The sequence below is a fragment of the Escherichia sp. WS1368 genome (assembly GCF_046487485.1).
In the GTDB taxonomy this organism is placed as follows: Bacteria; Pseudomonadota; Gammaproteobacteria; order Enterobacterales; family Enterobacteriaceae; genus Escherichia; species Escherichia coli.
In genome coordinates this window covers 137,591-155,000 of sequence record NZ_JBJQJI010000004.1, presented here as the reverse complement: position 1 = coordinate 155,000, position 17,410 = coordinate 137,591, and the positions used below count along the sequence as shown (strand labels likewise).

The 17,410-nt window shown below is 52.7% G+C and carries 19 protein-coding genes and 1 tRNA gene; 15 read left to right on the top strand and 5 right to left on the bottom strand.

All coding sequences use genetic code 11. The features are described from left to right. Positions 1 to 85: 85 nt before the first annotated feature. Positions 86 to 173: transfer RNA gene (locus ACJHYD_RS11870), tRNA-Ser, on the bottom strand. A 426-nt stretch (positions 174 to 599) separates the two neighbouring features. Here ACJHYD_RS11870 and hyaA point away from each other — a divergent pair. The 10 genes from hyaA (at position 600) to appA (ending at position 10,388) form a co-directional block, all read left to right on the top strand. Next, the gene (hyaA, locus tag ACJHYD_RS11865) at positions 600 to 1,718 is read left to right on the top strand and encodes a hydrogenase 1 small subunit (RefSeq protein ID WP_001058323.1); all 1,119 of its coding nucleotides are present in this window, start codon (positions 600 to 602) and stop codon (positions 1,716 to 1,718) included. Beyond that, complete coding sequence (gene hyaB / locus ACJHYD_RS11860) at positions 1,715 to 3,508, top strand: Ni/Fe-hydrogenase large subunit (RefSeq protein ID WP_001550924.1); 1,794 nt, start codon at positions 1,715 to 1,717, stop codon at positions 3,506 to 3,508. The genes hyaA and hyaB overlap by 4 nt, the downstream gene beginning before the upstream one ends. Positions 3,509 to 3,526: 18 nt before the next feature. Continuing rightward, complete coding sequence (gene hyaC / locus ACJHYD_RS11855; RefSeq protein ID WP_001550925.1) at positions 3,527 to 4,234, top strand: Ni/Fe-hydrogenase b-type cytochrome subunit; 708 nt, start codon at positions 3,527 to 3,529, stop codon at positions 4,232 to 4,234. Further along, positions 4,231 to 4,818 (top strand): hydrogenase 1 maturation protease, encoded by a 588-nt coding sequence (hyaD, locus tag ACJHYD_RS11850; protein ID WP_001550926.1) that lies wholly within the window; start codon positions 4,231 to 4,233, stop codon positions 4,816 to 4,818. Before hyaC ends, hyaD begins: the two co-directional genes overlap by 4 nt. Next, entirely contained in the window at positions 4,815 to 5,213 is a 399-nt protein-coding gene (gene hyaE / locus ACJHYD_RS11845) for a hydrogenase-1 operon protein HyaE (protein ID WP_001550927.1), read from the top strand. The genes hyaD and hyaE overlap by 4 nt, the downstream gene beginning before the upstream one ends. After that, positions 5,210 to 6,067, top strand: coding sequence for a hydrogenase expression/formation protein (locus ACJHYD_RS11840; RefSeq protein WP_000004895.1), 858 nt, complete (start codon positions 5,210 to 5,212; stop codon positions 6,065 to 6,067). Before hyaE ends, ACJHYD_RS11840 begins: the two co-directional genes overlap by 4 nt. A gap of 133 nt (positions 6,068 to 6,200) precedes the next feature. Next, positions 6,201 to 7,745, top strand: coding sequence for a cytochrome bd-II oxidase subunit 1 (gene appC, locus ACJHYD_RS11835; RefSeq protein WP_001550929.1), 1,545 nt, complete (start codon positions 6,201 to 6,203; stop codon positions 7,743 to 7,745). An 11-nt stretch (positions 7,746 to 7,756) separates the two neighbouring features. Continuing rightward, entirely contained in the window at positions 7,757 to 8,893 is a 1,137-nt protein-coding gene (appB, locus tag ACJHYD_RS11830) for a cytochrome d ubiquinol oxidase subunit II (protein ID WP_000460792.1), read from the top strand. Between the two features lie 12 nt (positions 8,894 to 8,905). Then, positions 8,906 to 8,998, top strand: a complete 93-nt coding sequence (cbdX, locus tag ACJHYD_RS11825; protein WP_000270305.1) for a cytochrome bd-II oxidase subunit CbdX — start codon at positions 8,906 to 8,908, stop codon at positions 8,996 to 8,998. Positions 8,999 to 9,077: 79 nt separating this feature from the next. Further along, the gene (gene appA / locus ACJHYD_RS11820) at positions 9,078 to 10,388 is read left to right on the top strand and encodes a bifunctional acid phosphatase/4-phytase (protein ID WP_001550931.1); all 1,311 of its coding nucleotides are present in this window, start codon (positions 9,078 to 9,080) and stop codon (positions 10,386 to 10,388) included. Here the strand turns inward: appA and cspH are convergent. Continuing rightward, on the bottom strand, positions 10,376 to 10,588 hold the full coding sequence (gene cspH, locus ACJHYD_RS11815; protein WP_000087763.1) for a cold shock-like protein CspH: 213 nt from the start codon (positions 10,586 to 10,588) through the stop codon (positions 10,376 to 10,378). The genes appA and cspH overlap by 13 nt on opposite strands. Positions 10,589 to 10,873: 285 nt before the next feature. Here cspH and cspG point away from each other — a divergent pair, with 285 nt between their 5' ends. From cspG to ACJHYD_RS11795, 4 genes are read left to right on the top strand one after another with little or no spacing between them, the layout of a single operon-like run. Then, positions 10,874 to 11,086 (top strand): cold shock protein CspG, encoded by a 213-nt coding sequence (gene cspG, locus ACJHYD_RS11810; protein ID WP_000066490.1) that lies wholly within the window; start codon positions 10,874 to 10,876, stop codon positions 11,084 to 11,086. A 10-nt stretch (positions 11,087 to 11,096) separates the two neighbouring features. Continuing rightward, complete coding sequence (locus tag ACJHYD_RS11805; RefSeq protein ID WP_071528143.1) at positions 11,097 to 11,285, top strand: cold-shock protein; 189 nt, start codon at positions 11,097 to 11,099, stop codon at positions 11,283 to 11,285. After that, complete coding sequence (gene ymcE, locus ACJHYD_RS11800; protein WP_001309400.1) at positions 11,260 to 11,490, top strand: protein YmcE; 231 nt, start codon at positions 11,260 to 11,262, stop codon at positions 11,488 to 11,490. The genes ACJHYD_RS11805 and ymcE overlap by 26 nt, the downstream gene beginning before the upstream one ends. After that, complete coding sequence (locus tag ACJHYD_RS11795) at positions 11,480 to 11,653, top strand: GnsA/GnsB family addiction module toxin (protein WP_001019197.1); 174 nt, start codon at positions 11,480 to 11,482, stop codon at positions 11,651 to 11,653. The genes ymcE and ACJHYD_RS11795 overlap by 11 nt, the downstream gene beginning before the upstream one ends. Before the next feature lie 48 nt (positions 11,654 to 11,701). On the opposite strand, the gene ACJHYD_RS11790 is transcribed toward ACJHYD_RS11795, so the two are convergent. Continuing rightward, positions 11,702 to 12,775 carry a 4Fe-4S binding protein gene (locus ACJHYD_RS11790; RefSeq protein ID WP_001550932.1) on the bottom strand — a complete coding sequence of 358 codons (1,074 nt, stop codon included), beginning with the start codon at positions 12,773 to 12,775 and terminating at the stop codon, positions 11,702 to 11,704. A 71-nt stretch (positions 12,776 to 12,846) separates the two neighbouring features. Continuing rightward, a complete protein-coding gene (gene torS, locus ACJHYD_RS11785) occupies positions 12,847 to 15,591 on the bottom strand; it encodes a TMAO reductase system sensor histidine kinase/response regulator TorS (protein WP_023909335.1) in 2,745 nt (914 codons plus the stop codon). An 82-nt stretch (positions 15,592 to 15,673) separates the two neighbouring features. Here torS and torT point away from each other — a divergent pair, with 82 nt between their 5' ends. Further along, on the top strand, positions 15,674 to 16,702 hold the full coding sequence (torT, locus tag ACJHYD_RS11780) for a TMAO reductase system periplasmic protein TorT (RefSeq protein WP_001550934.1): 1,029 nt from the start codon (positions 15,674 to 15,676) through the stop codon (positions 16,700 to 16,702). Here the strand turns inward: torT and torR are convergent. Next, complete coding sequence (torR, locus tag ACJHYD_RS11775; RefSeq protein WP_001120121.1) at positions 16,675 to 17,367, bottom strand: two-component system response regulator TorR; 693 nt, start codon at positions 17,365 to 17,367, stop codon at positions 16,675 to 16,677. The genes torT and torR overlap by 28 nt on opposite strands. Positions 17,368 to 17,410: the final 43 nt, after the last annotated feature.

Sequence of the window (17,410 nt, the reverse complement as noted above, 5' to 3'; positions counted from 1 at the left end):
AGGTCATTAAGCAAATATAACGCCCTGAGAATTTCGACAGGCAAAAGAAAAAGGGGTTAGCATTTAGCTAACCCCTTATCTCATTTGGCGGAAGCGCAGAGATTCGAACTCTGGAACCCTTTCGGGTCGCCGGTTTTCAAGACCGGTGCCTTCAACCGCTCGGCCACACTTCCGGAATGACGCGCACTATAAACATCCCGATGCGGCGTGTAAACCCCTAATTTGTTTGTTTGCCTGAAAAACAGACAAAAGTGCATTGATAGCGTGAAATAACAGCAGATTGATCATTTCATCACCATGAATTCCTTCTCTTTTACTCGTTTAGCAACCGGCTAAACATCCCCACTGCCCGGCAAAAAGAAAAATAGGTCCATTTTTATCGCTAAAAGATAAATCCATACAGTTTGTATTGTTTTGTGCAAAAGTTTCACTACGCTTTATTAACAATACTTTCTGGCGACGTGCGCCAGTGCAGAAGGATGAGCTTTCGTTTTCAGCATCTCACGTGAAGCGATGGTTTGCCTTGCTACAGGGACGTCGCTTGCCGACCATAAGCGCCCGGTGTCCTGCCGGTGTCGCAAGGAGAAGAGACGTGCGATATGAATAACGAGGAAACATTTTACCAGGCCATGCGGCGTCAGGGCGTTACCCGGCGCAGCTTTCTCAAATATTGTAGTCTGGCTGCCACGTCGCTGGGCTTAGGCGCGGGAATGGCACCAAAGATTGCCTGGGCGCTGGAGAACAAACCGCGCATTCCGGTGGTATGGATCCACGGTCTGGAATGCACCTGCTGTACCGAATCTTTTATCCGCTCCGCTCACCCGCTGGCGAAGGACGTCATCCTTTCCCTGATTTCCCTCGATTATGACGATACTTTGATGGCTGCCGCCGGAACCCAGGCGGAAGAAGTCTTTGAAGACATCATCACGCAATACAATGGCAAATATATCCTCGCAGTAGAAGGTAATCCGCCGCTGGGCGAGCAGGGGATGTTCTGTATCAGCAGCGGACGACCGTTTATTGAGAAACTCAAACGTGCCGCTGCCGGAGCCAGTGCGATTATCGCCTGGGGAACCTGCGCGTCCTGGGGCTGCGTGCAGGCCGCGCGACCCAATCCGACGCAGGCAACGCCTATCGACAAAGTCATCACCGACAAACCTATTATCAAAGTACCTGGCTGCCCGCCGATCCCGGATGTGATGAGCGCCATCATTACTTACATGGTGACCTTTGATCGCTTGCCAGATGTCGACAGAATGGGCCGTCCACTGATGTTTTATGGTCAGCGTATCCACGATAAATGTTATCGCCGCGCTCACTTCGACGCCGGAGAGTTCGTCCAGAGTTGGGATGATGACGCTGCCCGCAAAGGTTACTGCCTGTACAAAATGGGCTGCAAAGGGCCTACCACCTATAACGCCTGTTCCTCCACACGCTGGAACGATGGCGTTTCCTTCCCGATCCAGTCAGGTCACGGCTGCCTGGGTTGTGCGGAAAATGGTTTCTGGGATCGCGGTTCGTTCTACAGCCGCGTGGTCGATATTCCACAAATGGGTACTCATTCCACCGCCGACACCGTCGGTTTAACCGCGCTTGGCGTGGTGGCAGCGGCTGTTGGTGTGCACGCAGTCGCCAGCGCCGTTGACCAGCGCAGACGTCATAACCAGCAACCTACAGAAACCGAACATCAGCCAGGCAATGAGGATAAACAGGCATGAGCACTCAGTACGAAACTCAGGGATACACCATCAATAATGCCGGACGCCGCCTGGTGGTCGACCCGATTACGCGCATTGAAGGCCACATGCGCTGCGAAGTGAATATTAACGATCAGAATGTGATCACCAATGCCGTCTCCTGCGGCACCATGTTTCGCGGGCTGGAGATCATCCTGCAAGGGCGTGACCCGCGCGATGCGTGGGCGTTCGTTGAACGTATCTGCGGCGTCTGTACCGGCGTACACGCTCTGGCTTCGGTCTATGCCATCGAAGATGCTATCGGCATTAAAGTGCCGGACAACGCTAATATCATCCGCAACATTATGCTGGCGACGCTCTGGTGCCATGACCATCTGGTGCACTTTTATCAGCTTGCCGGGATGGACTGGATCGATGTGTTAGATGCGCTGAAAGCCGACCCGCGGAAAACCTCCGAACTGGCGCAAAGTCTCTCCTCTTGGCCGAAATCATCCCCTGGCTATTTCTTCGACGTACAAAATCGCCTGAAGAAATTCGTTGAAGGCGGCCAGTTGGGGATCTTCCGCAATGGCTACTGGGGGCACCCGCAGTACAAACTGCCGCCAGAAGCCAACCTGATGGGCTTTGCCCACTATCTCGAAGCTCTCGATTTCCAGCGTGAAATTGTCAAAATCCACGCTGTCTTTGGCGGTAAAAACCCGCATCCAAACTGGATTGTCGGCGGGATGCCTTGCGCCATTAACATTGACGAAAGCGGCGCGGTCGGGGCGGTCAATATGGAACGCCTGAACCTGGTGCAGTCAATCATTACCCGCACGGCGGATTTCATTAACAACGTGATGATCCCCGACGCCTTAGCCATTGGTCAGTTCAACAAACCGTGGAGCGAAATCGGCACGGGTCTTTCTGATAAATGCGTTCTCAGTTACGGCGCGTTCCCGGATATCGCCAACGACTTTGGCGAGAAAAGTCTGCTGATGCCTGGCGGCGCGGTGATTAACGGCGACTTCAACAATGTGCTGCCAGTGGATTTGGTTGATCCGCAGCAGGTGCAGGAGTTTGTCGACCACGCCTGGTATCGATATCCCAACGATCAGGTCGGGCGTCATCCGTTCGATGGCATCACCGACCCGTGGTACAACCCCGGCGATGTCAAAGGCAGCGATACCAACATTCAGCAGCTGAATGAACAGGAACGCTACTCGTGGATTAAAGCGCCACGCTGGCGCGGTAACGCGATGGAAGTGGGGCCGCTGGCACGCACGTTAATCGCTTATCACAAAGGCGATGCTGCGACCGTTGAGTCGGTCGATCGCATGATGTCGGCGTTGAAACTGCCGCTTTCCGGCATCCAGTCAACGTTGGGCCGCATTTTGTGTCGCGCGCACGAAGCGCAGTGGGCCGCAGGTAAGTTGCAGTATTTCTTCGATAAGCTGATGACCAATCTGAAAAACGGCAATCTCGCCACTGCTTCCACTGAAAAATGGGAACCTACAACCTGGCCGACAGAGTGCCGTGGCGTCGGCTTTACCGAAGCGCCGCGCGGGGCGTTAGGCCACTGGGCTGCCATTCGCGATGGCAAGATTGATCTCTATCAGTGCGTGGTGCCGACCACCTGGAACGCCAGCCCGCGCGATCCTAAAGGGCAAATTGGCGCTTATGAAGCGGCGCTGATGAACACCAAAATGGCGATCCCCGAGCAACCGCTGGAGATCCTGCGTACTCTGCACAGCTTTGATCCGTGCCTCGCCTGTTCAACACACGTGCTGGGCGACGACGGTAGCGAGCTGGTCTCCGTGCAGGTGCGTTAACAGCGAAGGAGAATCATCATGCAACAGAAAAGCGACAACGTTGTCAGTCACTATGTCTTTGAAGCACCCGTGCGGATATGGCACTGGCTGACGGTGTTATGCATGGCGGTGTTGATGGTCACCGGTTACTTTATCGGCAAGCCGCTACCTTCCGTCAGCGGCGAGGCGACGTATCTGTTCTATATGGGCTACATCAGGTTAATTCACTTCAGCGCCGGGATGATTTTTACCGTGGTCTTGCTGATGCGGATCTACTGGGCTTTTGTTGGCAATCGTTACTCCCGCGAGCTGTTTATCGTGCCGGTATGGCGTAAAAGCTGGTGGCAGGGCGTGTGGTATGAAATCCGCTGGTATCTGTTTCTGGCAAAACGTCCGAGTGCCGATATAGGCCATAACCCCATCGCCCAGGCGGCGATGTTCGGCTATTTCCTGATGTCAGTTTTTATGATCATCACCGGCTTTGCGCTGTACAGCGAACACAGCCAGTACGCTATTTTTGCGCCGTTCCGTTATGTGGTGGAATTTTTCTACTGGACGGGCGGCAACTCAATGGACGTTCACAGCTGGCATCGGCTGGGGATGTGGCTGATTGGCGCGTTTGTGATCGGTCATGTCTACATGGCGCTGCGTGAAGATATCATGTCCGACGACACGGTGATCTCCACCATGGTCAACGGCTACCGTAGCCACAAATTTGGCAAAATAAGTAACAAGGAGCGTTCATGAGCGAGCAACGCGTGGTGGTAATGGGGCTGGGCAACCTGCTGTGGGCCGATGAAGGCTTCGGCGTGCGGGTGGCGGAACGGCTGTATGCCCATTACCACTGGCCCGAGTATGTGGAGATTGTCGATGGCGGTACTCAGGGACTGAACTTGCTGGGGTATGTCGAAAGCGCCAGTCACTTGTTGATCCTCGATGCCATTGACTACGGGCTGGAACCAGGAACGCTGCGAACCTATGCCGGAGAACGCATTCCGGCTTATCTCAGCGCGAAGAAAATAAGCCTGCACCAGAACAGCTTCTCCGAAGTGCTGGCGCTGGCGGATATACGTGGTCATTTGCCAGCACATATTGCCCTCGTCGGTCTGCAACCCGCAATGCTCGACGACTACGGCGGTAGCCTGAGCGAACTGGCGCGGGAGCAACTGCCCGCTGCGGAACAATCGGCGCTGGCGCAGCTGGCTGCGTGGGGAATTGTGCCGCAACCGGCTAATGAATCGCGCTGTCTCAATTATGACTGTCTGTCGATGGAAAATTACGAAGGCGTTCGCTTGCGTCAGTACAGGATGAGGCTGGAGGAACAGGGATGAGCAACGACACACCATTTAATGCGTTGTGGCAACGAATGCTGGCGCGTGGCTGGACGCCGATCAGTGAATGCCGTCTCGACGACTGGCTTACGCAAGCGCCAGACGGCGTGGTGTTATTAAGCAGTGACCCGAAACGCACGCCAGAAGTCAGCGATAACCCGGTCATGATTGGCGAATTACTGCGCGAGTTTCCCGACTATACATGGCAGGTAGCGATTGCTGACCTTGAGCAGAGCGAAGCCATCGGCGATCGCTTTGGCGTCTTTCGCTTTCCCGCCACATTAGTATTTACCGGCGGAAACTATCGCGGCGTGCTGAATGGTATTCACCCGTGGGCGGAACTGATAAACCTGATGCGCGGACTTGTCGAACCGCAGCAGGAGCGTGCCTCATGAGCGAAACTTTTTTCCATCTGCTGGGGCCAGGAACGCAACCGAACGATGACAGTTTCAGCATGAATCCACTGCCGATCACCTGTCAGGTGAATGATGAACCGAGTATGGCGGCCCTGGAGCAATGTGCTCACAGCCCGCAGGTGATTGCGCTATTAAACGAGTTACAACATCAACTAAGCGAGCGCCAGCCGCCGCTGGGCGAGGTGCTGGCAGTCGATCTGTTAAATCTCAACGCCGACGATCGTCACTTTATCAATACGCTTCTCGGGGAAGGGGAAGTGTCAGTGCGCATTCAGCAGGCTGACGACAGTGAAAGTGAAATACAGGAGGCGATCTTCTGCGGATTATGGCGGGTGCGCAGACGTCGCGGCGACAAGTTGCTGGAGGACAAACTGGAGGCTGGCTGCGCGCCGCTGGTATTGTGGCAGGCGGCAACGCAAAACGTCTTGCCGACAGATTCGCTGTTACCGCCGCCCATTGATGGCCTGATGAATGGCCTACCGTTGGCGCATGAGTTACTGGCGCATGTACGTAACCCCGACGCGCAGCCGCACAGCATTAATCTGACGCAATTACCCATCAGCGAGGCTGATCGGCTTTTTCTCTCACGTCTCTGTGGGCCGGGAAATATTCAGATTCGTACCATTGGCTATGGCGAGAGCTATATCAACGCCACGGGGTTACGCCATGTCTGGCATTTACGCTGTACGGACACCTTAAAAGGCCCGTTACTGGAAAGTTATGAAATCTGCCCAATACCGGAAGTGGTGCTGGCAGCGCCAGAAGATTTGGTCGACTCTGCGCAGCGGCTTAGTGAGGTATGTCAGTGGCTGGCGGAAGGGGCACCGTCGTAAAAAGACGGTAAGTATAGCTTTCAGGCTTATGAATATCGCAATCGGCGAATACCTCTGGTCGTAGAGTTTCAGGATAAAGAGGGAGATCTACCATTAACGGGTTATTTTTCTCTCTTCGCCTACAGGAGTGCGCATGTGGGATGTCATTGATTTATCGCGCTGGCAGTTTGCTCTGACCGCGCTGTATCACTTTTTATTTGTACCCCTTACCCTGGGGCTGATTTTTTTGCTGGCTATCATGGAAACCATTTACGTGGTCACCGGCAAAACAATCTACCGCGATATGACGCGCTTCTGGGGTAAGCTCTTCGGTATCAACTTTGCTCTTGGCGTGGCTACCGGCCTGACGATGGAGTTTCAGTTTGGTACTAACTGGTCATTCTATTCCAACTATGTGGGCGATATTTTTGGCGCACCGCTGGCAATGGAAGCATTAATGGCCTTCTTCCTCGAGTCCACCTTTGTCGGGCTGTTCTTCTTCGGCTGGCAGCGGCTGAATAAATACCAGCACCTGCTGGTGACGTGGCTGGTGGCGTTCGGTTCAAATCTCTCTGCGTTGTGGATATTGAATGCCAACGGTTGGATGCAATACCCGACCGGTGCGCATTTTGATATCGACACCCTTCGTATGGAAATGACCAGCTTCAGCGAGCTGGTCTTTAACCCGGTCAGCCAGGTGAAATTTGTGCACACCGTAATGGCGGGCTACGTGACCGGGGCCATGTTTATTATGGCGATCAGCGCCTGGTATTTACTGCGCGGACGGGAGCGCGATGTCGCATTACGCTCGTTTGCCATCGGTTCCGTCTTCGGTACTCTGGCGATTATCGGTACGCTGCAACTCGGAGACAGTTCGGCGTATGAAGTCGCGCAAGTACAACCGGTTAAACTGGCGGCAATGGAAGGGGAGTGGCAAACGGAACCTGCACCTGCACCGTTCCATGTGGTTGCCTGGCCGGAACAGGATCAAGAGCGTAACGCCTTTGCCATCAAAATTCCCGCGCTGCTAGGGATCCTCGCCACTCACTCATTAGATAAACCCGTGCCGGGTCTGAAGAATTTGATGGCTGAAACCTACCCACGCTTGCAACGCGGACGTATGGCCTGGCTGTTAATGCAGGAAATATCGCAGGGCAATCGTGAGCCGCATGTGTTGCAGGCATTCCGGGAGCTGGAAGGCGACCTTGGTTACGGCATGTTGCTCTCCCGCTATGCGCCGGATATGAATCATGTCACAGCCGCACAGTACCAGGTGGCGATGCGTGGCGCGATACCTCAGGTTGCGCCGGTATTCTGGAGTTTCCGCATCATGGTGGGCTGTGGTTCCCTGCTGCTACTGGTGATGCTGATTGCGCTTGTCCAGACGCTGCGTGGCAAAATCGACCAGCATCGCTGGGTGCTGAAAATGGCGCTCTGGAGTTTGCCGCTGCCGTGGATTGCGATTGAAGCCGGGTGGTTTATGACCGAGTTTGGTCGTCAGCCGTGGGCGATACAGGACATCTTACCGACATACTCCGCGCACTCCGCCTTAACCACAGGACAACTGGCTTTCTCACTGATCATGATCGTAGGGCTTTACACCCTGTTCTTAATCGCCGAAGTCTACCTGATGCAGAAATATGCCCGTCTGGGGCCGAGCGCGATGCAGAGTGAACAACCGACGCAGCAACAGGGGTAAAGGAGAAAATCATGTTTGATTATGAAACATTGCGCTTCATCTGGTGGCTGCTGATTGGCGTGATCCTGGTAGTCTTTATGATCTCCGATGGATTTGACATGGGGATCGGCTGTCTGCTGCCGCTGGTGGCGCGTAATGATGATGAACGTCGGATAGTGATAAACAGCGTTGGCGCGCACTGGGAAGGCAATCAGGTCTGGTTAATCCTCGCAGGTGGGGCATTATTTGCCGCCTGGCCCAGAGTGTATGCAGCGGCGTTTTCCGGCTTTTATGTGGCGATGATCCTGGTGCTGTGCTCGCTGTTCTTCCGCCCGCTGGCCTTTGATTATCGCGGAAAAATTGCCGATGCACGCTGGCGTAAAATGTGGGATGCCGGTCTGGTCATCGGCAGTCTGGTGCCGCCGGTAGTCTTCGGTATTGCCTTCGGCAACTTGCTGCTCGGCGTGCCGTTTGCCTTCACACCGCAATTACGCGTGGAATATCTCGGCAGCTTTTGGCAACTGCTGACGCCATTCCCTTTATTGTGCGGATTGCTCAGCCTTGGGATGGTGATTTTGCAAGGTGGCGTCTGGTTACAACTAAAAACTGTTGGTGCGATTCATCTGCGTTCACAGCTGGCGACCAAACGCGCCGCACTGCTGGTGATGCTCTGCTTTTTGCTGGCGGGTTACTGGCTGTGGGTCGGTATTGATGGCTTTGTACTGCTCGCCCAGGATGCTAACGGTCCTTCCAATCCGTTAATGAAACTGGTGGCAGTGCTACCTGGTGCCTGGATGAATAATTTCGTCGAATCGCCCGTTCTGTGGATCTTCCCGCTGCTGGGGTTCTTCTGCCCATTGCTGACGGTGATGGCGATTTATCGTGGTCGCCCGGGTTGGGGATTTTTGATGGCGTCATTGATGCAATTTGGCGTGATTTTCACGGCAGGCATCACGCTGTTCCCCTTTGTCATGCCGTCAAGCGTGAGTCCGATCTCCAGCCTGACGTTGTGGGACAGTACTTCCAGTCAGCTGACGCTGAGCATCATGTTGGTAATCGTGCTGATATTTTTGCCCATTGTGTTGCTCTACACTCTCTGGAGCTACTACAAAATGTGGGGGCGCATGACAACAGAAACTCTCCGCCGTAACGAAAACGAGTTGTACTAAGGAGCAGGAACAATGTGGTATTTACTTTGGTTCGTCGGCATTTTGTTGATGTGTTCGCTCTCCACCCTTGTGTTGGTATGGCTGGACCCGCGTCTGAAAAGTTAACGAACGTAAGCCTGATGCGGCGCATTAGCGTCGCATCAGGCAATCAATAATGTCGGATATGAAAAGCGGAAACATATCGATGAAAGCGATCTTGATCCCATTCTTATCTCTTCTGATTCCGTTCACCCCGCAATCTGCATTCGCTCAGAGTGAGCCGGAGCTGAAGCTGGAAAGTGTGGTGATTGTCAGTCGTCATGGTGTGCGTGCCCCAACCAAGGCCACGCAACTGATGCAGGATGTCACCCCAGACGCATGGCCAACATGGCCGGTAAAACTGGGGTGGCTGACACCGCGCGGTGGTGAGCTAATCGCTTATCTCGGACATTACCAACGCCAGCGTCTGGTGGCTGACGGATTGCTGGCGAAAAAGGGCTGCCCGCAGCCTGGTCAGGTCGCGATTATTGCTGATGTCGACGAGCGTACCCGTAAAACAGGCGAAGCCTTCGCCGCCGGGCTGGCACCTGACTGTGCAATAACCATACATACCCAGGCAGATACGTCCAGTCCCGATCCGTTATTTAATCCTCTAAAAACTGGCGTTTGCCAACTGGATAACGCGAATGTGACTGACGCGATCCTCAGCAGGGCAGGAGGGTCAATTGCTGACTTTACCGGGCATCGACAAACGGCGTTTCGCGAACTGGAACAGGTGCTTAATTTCCCACAATCAAACTTGTGCCTTAACCGTGAGAAACAGGACGAAAGCTGTTCATTAACGCAGGCATTACCATCGGAACTCAAGGTGAGCGCCGACAATGTCTCATTAACCGGTGCGGTAAGCCTCGCATCAATGCTGACGGAAATATTTCTCCTGCAACAAGCACAGGGAATGCCGGAGCCGGGGTGGGGAAGGATCACTGATTCACACCAGTGGAACACGTTGCTAAGTTTGCATAACGCGCAATTTTATTTACTACAACGCACGCCAGAGGTTGCCCGCAGCCGCGCCACCCCGTTGTTGGATTTGATCATGACAGCGTTGACGCCCCATCCACCGCAAAAACAGGCGTATGGTGTGACATTACCCACTTCAGTGCTGTTTATCGCCGGACACGATACTAATCTGGCAAATCTCGGCGGCGCACTGGAGCTCAACTGGACACTTCCAGGTCAGCCGGATAACACGCCGCCAGGGGGTGAACTGGTGTTTGAACGCTGGCGTCGGCTCAGCGATAACAGCCAGTGGATTCAGGTTTCGCTGGTCTTCCAGACTTTACAGCAGATGCGTGATAAAACGCCGCTGTCATTAAATACGCCGCCCGGAGAGGTGAAACTGACCCTGGCAGGATGTGAAGAGCGAAATGCGCAGGGCATGTGTTCGTTGGCCGGTTTTACGCAAATCGTGAATGAAGCACGCATACCAGCGTGCGCTCTCCATCAAGACAAATAAACATTTGCCGCTGTTGGTCCTCGCAGGCCATTTACGCGGCAAAATTCCACGCGTAATCCTGGTATAAGCACTTCTGCGTCGCGGGGAGTGAATGCGGAAATATGGACCTGGACTTCTTTACGACCGTCGGAGGGGATAATGAATCCTTTGCCGCTTTTGCGATCAAAGGTTTTGACAATTCCTGTCATTTTACGGGACAAACAAATTCCTTACTGAATATACTGCGCTGCACTATACGGGGTTAATAAAATAAAGCCAGCGATATTTAAGACCGCCGGACGGCTAAAATAAAATTTGCTTAATCTCAATTATCATGCGTTAATAGCTGCGTCGGTTTGAAAGACAGACAGCATACAAAGTAGTTTACTAAAGCAGTTCTCATTATCAGGCATTATCCCCTTCTTTTGAGTCTCTCTCCTGAACACTAAGTAGTTTCTGTATTAAAGCCCTGTTTGCCGAAAGGCCCAAAATGAAGGAAGTAAAATATGTCTAATAAAATGACTGGTTTAGTAAAATGGTTTAACGCAGATAAAGGTTTTGGCTTTATCACTCCTGATGATGGCAGCAAAGACGTTTTCGTCCATTTCACCGCCATCCAGAGCAATGAATTCCGCACGCTGAACGAAAATCAGAAAGTTGAATTTTCTATTGAGCAGGGGCAACGTGGTCCCGCGGCAGCGAACGTTGTTACGCTCTAAGGTTGCCGTTATTACTCAACATCTCCATTTCCGCTGTCCATGTTGTCATGGTTCACAGTACCGCACATCGGCATTCGATGTGACGGAGCGAAATCCTTTAGGGGCAAAGTGTATTTTTTGTAAATCGACGATGATCACCTTTGATAACGTCGCGCTGCAAATACGCACTGAGCATGCGCCGCTGGATTTCACAAAATAATATCAGGCTCCCTCGTGGAGCCTTTTTTATATCTGCCTTATTTTTCTTCAACGCTGTATGTATAGTAAGCGATAACCTGTTGATTATTGAATCTTTCGGGGAGATGGCTTATAACATTTCTTACCTGACCAGGGTACCGGGAACCAACACCTTACTGGCGTGTTGCTGTCTTTTAAGACCAGAAGAGGTTAACAGTGAATATTGAAGAGTTAAAAAAACAAGCCGAAACGGAAATCGCTGACTTTATCGCGCAAAAAATCGCCGAGCTGAACAAGAATACAGGGAAAGAAGTCTCTGAAATTCGCTTCACTGCACGAGAAAAAATGACCGGGCTTGAAAGTTATGATGTCAAAATCAAAATAATGTGATTTTGTGAACATCACCCCGTGCGAGGTGATGTTCCGCTTGTTGCTAATTTAGTGCCCAATCATTGGCGCTTGCGGAATTAAGCGTCGGTACAATTCTTCCGGCACCGGGCTTTGCCATACACCCGCATACATTGCGTAACCAATCACCGCAAACATAATCCCCAGAACCAGTAGCGTCATTAACCAGCCAGACAACGCAAAGGCTTTTTTATTTGCCGCAGGTTTTTGCAGTGAAAAGGTCAATGTTGAGGCTACCGGACATGACTCTACGCAAGTCATACAACCGGTACATTCCACGGTTCGTACCTGAATTAATTTATCGACCGGGATCCGCGATGGGCAATTTTTTGCGCATTTGCCACAATCGATACAACTTTCGGCATTGCGACGAATCTTAAACGGTGATAATAGCGAAACCACGCCCATCAGCGCGCCATATGGGCAAAGATAACGACACCAGGCATGGCGAATAAACAGGCTGGCAATCAGCAAAACGATCACGCTGATTAATGTCGCTGTCCCCATATGGCGAAAGAAATCGAGCATTTTAACGTCCATCACCACGCTGTAGGGCGACAACATAAAATAGTGAATCGCCTGAGCGGGCATCAATAACGCAATATAGAGAAAAAAACTCAACAGCAAATACTTCACGCCGCGCAGAGGAATATCCAGCCAGCGGGGAAGGACACATTGCCGACCAAACAGTTTGTTACCGAGATCGCCGATTAATTCAGAAAGCGTACCAACCGGGCATAACCATGAACAAAAGGCCTTTTTGAGTAATAGACTGATGACGATAAAAGCGACCAATAACAGCATCGCGGCGGCGTGGACGGACGGTAACTGACCTGTTGCAAGGCTATATTTCAGATTCATCAGACCGGCAATCGGTAGCCAGCCTTCGATGCCTCCTGGCCTGGCGACAAATGTCGTACTACCTGCCGTTTCGTAATAGCGCACCCAATACCAGAACGTGATGGCAATATAAATATTCATTGCCAACAGTAATAATTGCGTCGCTTTACGCCAGGTCGTGGCATTGCGCCAGTCATACCACGGTAATTTGCCGCCCGTCGTGCCTGGCCGCCGCTGCCAGCGGGTTCTTCTTTTCTCTGTCATGATTTTGCCAGTCCGTTAAGTTGCATACCAAATGCCACTATTCTAGTTGTTCTTAACTGGCTGATATTGATTCAAATCGCGTTCAGGTCTTTCTTATTCAACCATGCTTCCAGAGCGGCAACACTGCGTGTAATTTCTTCGTGTGGAAGGGGGGCAGATAATGGCTGCTGCTCCAGTTGTGCGCATAGCTGGCTGGCGCTACGCATTCCCAGACTCGAGCAACTGCTTTTTAGCTGATGTGCGGCACGCTTTATTTTTTCGCTGTTCTGGCTGGAGCGGGCGATGCCGATGTCATCGAGAAGCGGCAGGGCATGTTGTTTAAATAATGCCAGCCATTCGTGGATCTTCTCCGTCCCCATCAACTGAGCATCTTCATTGAGTTGCGATACATCCAGCGGTTGATCGTTATTGACTTGCAGTTGGAGATAGTGCGCCAGTAACTGACCGAGCACTTCACGCGGCACCGGTTTAGGGATAATCCCGCGAAATAATGAACTGGTACGCTGGCGCAACGTTTCGTCGATGACATGAGCGCTAAAGCCAATCAAAACCAGCGACGGATATTGCTGTGCCAGTTGCCGGGCAAGCGTAATGCCGTCGATATCGGGCAGATCAAAATCCACCAGTGCGGCAGCAAACGGTTCGCTATTTTGCAACGTCTCTATTGCGTGCGCGGCATTTCCTACCGCAACGACCTGCGCCCCACTGTTGTTCAGCATCTCAACGGTAATTCGCTGGGTTAGCGGGTTATCTTCAATTAACAGCAAACGTAAACCGTCCAGATGCACCGCCTGATTGACTGTTTTTGGCACGGGTGCAGTGGCAACACGTAACGGCAAGCGTAAACAAAAACAGCTTCCAACCTCCGGCGTGCTGGTGGCGCTCAGTTCGCCGCTCATCGCCTGGGCCAGACGGCTACTGATAGTCAGCCCCAGCCCGGTGCCGCCGCGTTTGCCGCTAACCTGAACAAATGGCTGGAAGATTTCAGCCAGTTTCGCGGGATCAATACCGCAGCCGCTGTCTTCCACTTCGACCAGCCACAGCTCGCCATCAGTGCGACTACGCAGGATAATGTGCCCTTCGTCGGTGAAACGCAGGGCGTTGCTCAACAGGTTGGTTATGACCTGACGAATACGCCGCGGATCGCCCATTAACGCAGTCGGTACATCGTCGGCAATTTCTGTTGCCAGGCGAATCGGGCGACCTTTCACCCTTCCGCTCATTAATTGCAGGGTACTTTCCAGCAGCGGGCGCGGTTCAAAGGGTTCATCGCTGACCGAAACATTCTTGCCGCCTGCTTCGATAGCCGAATAATCGAGAATATCGTTGAGGATGGTCAGCAACGATTCACCAGAGTCGGTAATTGCCCGCAAATCATCACGCTGGGCATTAAGTGCGGGGTTATCTGCCAGCAGTTGCGCGGTGCCAAGAATACCGTACAGCGGTGTGCGGATCTCATGGCTCATCGCCGCCAGAAACGCCGATTTTGCCTGGCTGGCTTTTTCTGCTTCCGCTCGTGCCTGTCGGTGTTCTATCACCAGTTCCTGCAATTCAGCTGTACGCGCTTTGACCTGCGCCGCCAGCTGTTCGCGGTGGCGATTCAGTGCATGAACACTGCTGCGAAACGCATCCATCAGCCGCCCGATGGTGTCCAGCTCCCGCACGCCAGCGGTTTCCGGAAAAGGGGAGTCGATATCACCGTCCAGTAAGCGTTGCAGCGCCTGCGTTTGTTCGGCAAGTGGACGCGTGACTGAGCGATAAACCACGCGCCAGAGGATCAGAATCAATGCACAAAGTGAAACTATCCCCAGTAATAACAGGCTGTATTGCCCGCGTGCACTGGCTTTTTCCAGATGTGCCAGCCCGTGCTGATTGCGCAGCTCAATACTGTCGACCAGCTGACTGACTTCGCTACTAAACTGCGCGAACTGGGCGATGTTATTTTGCGTGAGAGTTTGCAGGCGATGACTGATTTCATTGTCCTGTTGATACAGCGCCAGCAAATCGCCATATTGGCTTACGGTAGTTAACGTTGTTGCGACCTGAGCACGAACTCCCGGATCTTCAATGCGTATTTGCCGACGTTGCAGAATTTTCACCGCATTATTGAGCTGCTTTTCCAGCGTTGGCGCATTTTTCTGGATCTGTTCCAACCCCAGATTCATCACCATTTGCTGCACCCGCAGGGCGCTAAGGCGCAGTTCATTCATCTGGTTAACATACTCAAGATCGATATCAATCAGCCGATCGAGTGCACTTTCTGCGGCCTGACGCTGATGTTGTTCAATCAAATCGTAAATCCCGGCCTGGGTCGCTCCGGCGGAGGTTGCCGCATTATTCGCCTGACCTTGCGCCAGGCGTGCGATTTCATCGGCGGCGGCGACTATCTGCTGACTGAGTTGCTGTTGTTGCTGGCGCAGTTGCAAACGCTGCCCCACCAGCTCCCCTTGTTGACGTAACGAACGGGAAATCTCCTGCTCCTGTTGTTCAATAGCGGTGGTATCAAAACCTTGTTCCCGTAACGCTTGCAGCAACGCATTAATCTTCAGGCTTTGTGCGGTGAGCATTCGCCCCTGCGCCTGCCACATCTTTTCGTTATCGGCACTGGTCAGGTTCTGCGCGGCGAAAAGTTCCCAGGCGCTGGCTTCGCTCAACTGGCGCGCCATATTCATGGTAGGAATCAATGCCTGAGTGTTGTCTTTTTCCACCTGGCTGATAAAGCGCAGGTTGTACCATCCCACCAGGGTACTGGTCAGGGTTAACAGCGCCATCAGGGCAAAGCCCATCCAGAGTCTTCGGGTCAGGGTTAAATTCACGGTCGGTGCACTTAAGGTGAAAAAGGTTGAGTCGCAAAGCGGAATGCATCTAGCATAAAGCCTTATTATTGATGAGGCTATCATGCGCGTACTGCTATTGTTACTTCTTTCCCTTTTCATGTTGCCTGGTTTTTCGGCTGATAACCTGTTGCGCTGGCATGATGCGCAGCATTTCTCTGTGCAAGCCTCTACGCCGCTTAAAGCCAAACGCGCATGGAAACTGTGCGCGCTTTATCCCAGCCTGAAAGATTCATACTGGTTATCGTTGAACTATGGTATGCAGGAGGCTGCTCGCCGCTACGGTGTGGATTTAAAAGTGCTGGAGGCAGGCGGCTACAGCCAGTTGGCTACCCAGCAAGCACAAATCGACCAGTGTAAACAGTGGGGCGCAGAGGCCATTTTGCTCGGTAGTAGCACGACGTCATTTCCCGATCTGCAAAAGCAGGTAGCAAGTCTGCCGGTGATCGAACTGGTAAATGCTATTGATGCTCCCCACGTGAAAAGCCGCGTTGGTGTGCCCTGGTTTCAGATGGGCTATCAACCAGGACGATATCTGGTGCAATGGAGCCACGGTAAACCACTGAACGTGCTGTTGATGCCCGGACCCGATAACGCCGGGGGCAGTAAGGAGATGGTCGAGGGTTTTCGCGCAGCCATTGCCGGAAGCCCGGTACGTATTGTTGATATTGCGCTTGGCGATAACGATATTGAAATCCAGCGTAACCTGTTGCAGGAGATGCTGGAGCGCCATCCAGAAATCGACGTCGTTGCCGGAACGGCCATTGCGGCAGAGGCGGCAATGGGGGAAGGGCGTAATCTGAAAACACCGCTTACCGTGGTGTCGTTTTATCTTTCACATCAGGTGTATCGCGGGCTGAAGCGGGGAAGAGTGATTATGGCTGCCAGCGATCAAATGGTCTGGCAGGGGGAACTGGCGGTTGAGCAGGCCATCAGGCAATTACAGGGGCAATCGGTGTCTGATAATGTCAGCCCACCGATTTTAGTTCTGACGCCGAAAAATGCCGACCGTGAACATATCCGCCGCTCGCTGTCACCAGGGGGATTTCGTCCGGTCTATTTTTATCAGCACACATCAGCGGCTAAGAAATAACCTTCACCATGTTGCGTCACCAGTAAATCCGCGCTGAGTTTATGGCGTAAACGACGAATTAACACATCGACGGTGCGCAGGTCAGGGTTTTCCACCCGACGCGCAGAGAGCATACGCAGCAGACGTTCACGGCTAAGAATTTCGCCCGGATTCGTCACAAATGCCACCAACATTTCATACTCTGCGCGGGTCAGTTTAATCGGCTCGCCATCCCGCTCCAGCGTATGGCGCGACACATTCAGGCAATAACCGGCAAAGCGATAGCAGTTGTCCTGTGTGTGCGGTTGAGCTTGTCGCGTGAGGTCGATTCGCCAGAGCAGATTTTTCACCCGTACTACCAGTTCGCGCAGTTCCAGCGGTTTGGTGACGTAATCGTCTGCGCCCATTTCCAGCCCAACAATACGGTCAATCCGATCGCTGCGTCCCGTAACCAGAATAATCCCCACCGTTGAGCGTTCTCGCAGGGCGCGGGTCAACATCAGGCCATTTTCATCGGGCAAATTGATATCCAGCAGAATTAAATCCACCGGCTGATTCTGCATAATTTCCCGCAGCCCGGCACCGCTCGCCGTAACGGAAACGGTATACCCCTCCTGAGTGAAGTAGGATTGTAATCGCGCCTGGGTAACCGGCTCATCTTCAACAATAACAATGTGATGTGGCATCAGAGGGTTTTACTCATTCTGTTCATATCTGTTCATATTCTGC

What these genes read in the sequence shown, in the direction of transcription:
- appA (WP_001550931.1), top strand. Translation starts at nt 9,078, where the DNA reads ATGAAAGCGATCTTGATCCCATTCTTATCTCTTCTGATTCCGTTCACC.
- hyaA (WP_001058323.1), top strand. Translation starts at nt 600, where the DNA reads ATGAATAACGAGGAAACATTTTACCAGGCCATGCGGCGTCAGGGCGTT.
- ACJHYD_RS11840 (WP_000004895.1), top strand. Translation starts at nt 5,210, where the DNA reads ATGAGCGAAACTTTTTTCCATCTGCTGGGGCCAGGAACGCAACCGAAC.
- hyaB (WP_001550924.1), top strand. Translation starts at nt 1,715, where the DNA reads ATGAGCACTCAGTACGAAACTCAGGGATACACCATCAATAATGCCGGA.
- torR (WP_001120121.1), bottom strand. Translation starts at nt 17,367, where the DNA reads ATGCCACATCACATTGTTATTGTTGAAGATGAGCCGGTTACCCAGGCG.
- cbdX (WP_000270305.1), top strand. Translation starts at nt 8,906, where the DNA reads ATGTGGTATTTACTTTGGTTCGTCGGCATTTTGTTGATGTGTTCGCTC.
- hyaC (WP_001550925.1), top strand. Translation starts at nt 3,527, where the DNA reads ATGCAACAGAAAAGCGACAACGTTGTCAGTCACTATGTCTTTGAAGCA.
- ACJHYD_RS11790 (WP_001550932.1), bottom strand. Translation starts at nt 12,775, where the DNA reads ATGACAGAGAAAAGAAGAACCCGCTGGCAGCGGCGGCCAGGCACGACG.
- hyaE (WP_001550927.1), top strand. Translation starts at nt 4,815, where the DNA reads ATGAGCAACGACACACCATTTAATGCGTTGTGGCAACGAATGCTGGCG.
- ymcE (WP_001309400.1), top strand. Translation starts at nt 11,260, where the DNA reads ATGCGCCGCTGGATTTCACAAAATAATATCAGGCTCCCTCGTGGAGCC.
- torT (WP_001550934.1), top strand. Translation starts at nt 15,674, where the DNA reads ATGCGCGTACTGCTATTGTTACTTCTTTCCCTTTTCATGTTGCCTGGT.
- hyaD (WP_001550926.1), top strand. Translation starts at nt 4,231, where the DNA reads ATGAGCGAGCAACGCGTGGTGGTAATGGGGCTGGGCAACCTGCTGTGG.
- appC (WP_001550929.1), top strand. Translation starts at nt 6,201, where the DNA reads ATGTGGGATGTCATTGATTTATCGCGCTGGCAGTTTGCTCTGACCGCG.
- appB (WP_000460792.1), top strand. Translation starts at nt 7,757, where the DNA reads ATGTTTGATTATGAAACATTGCGCTTCATCTGGTGGCTGCTGATTGGC.
- cspG (WP_000066490.1), top strand. Translation starts at nt 10,874, where the DNA reads ATGTCTAATAAAATGACTGGTTTAGTAAAATGGTTTAACGCAGATAAA.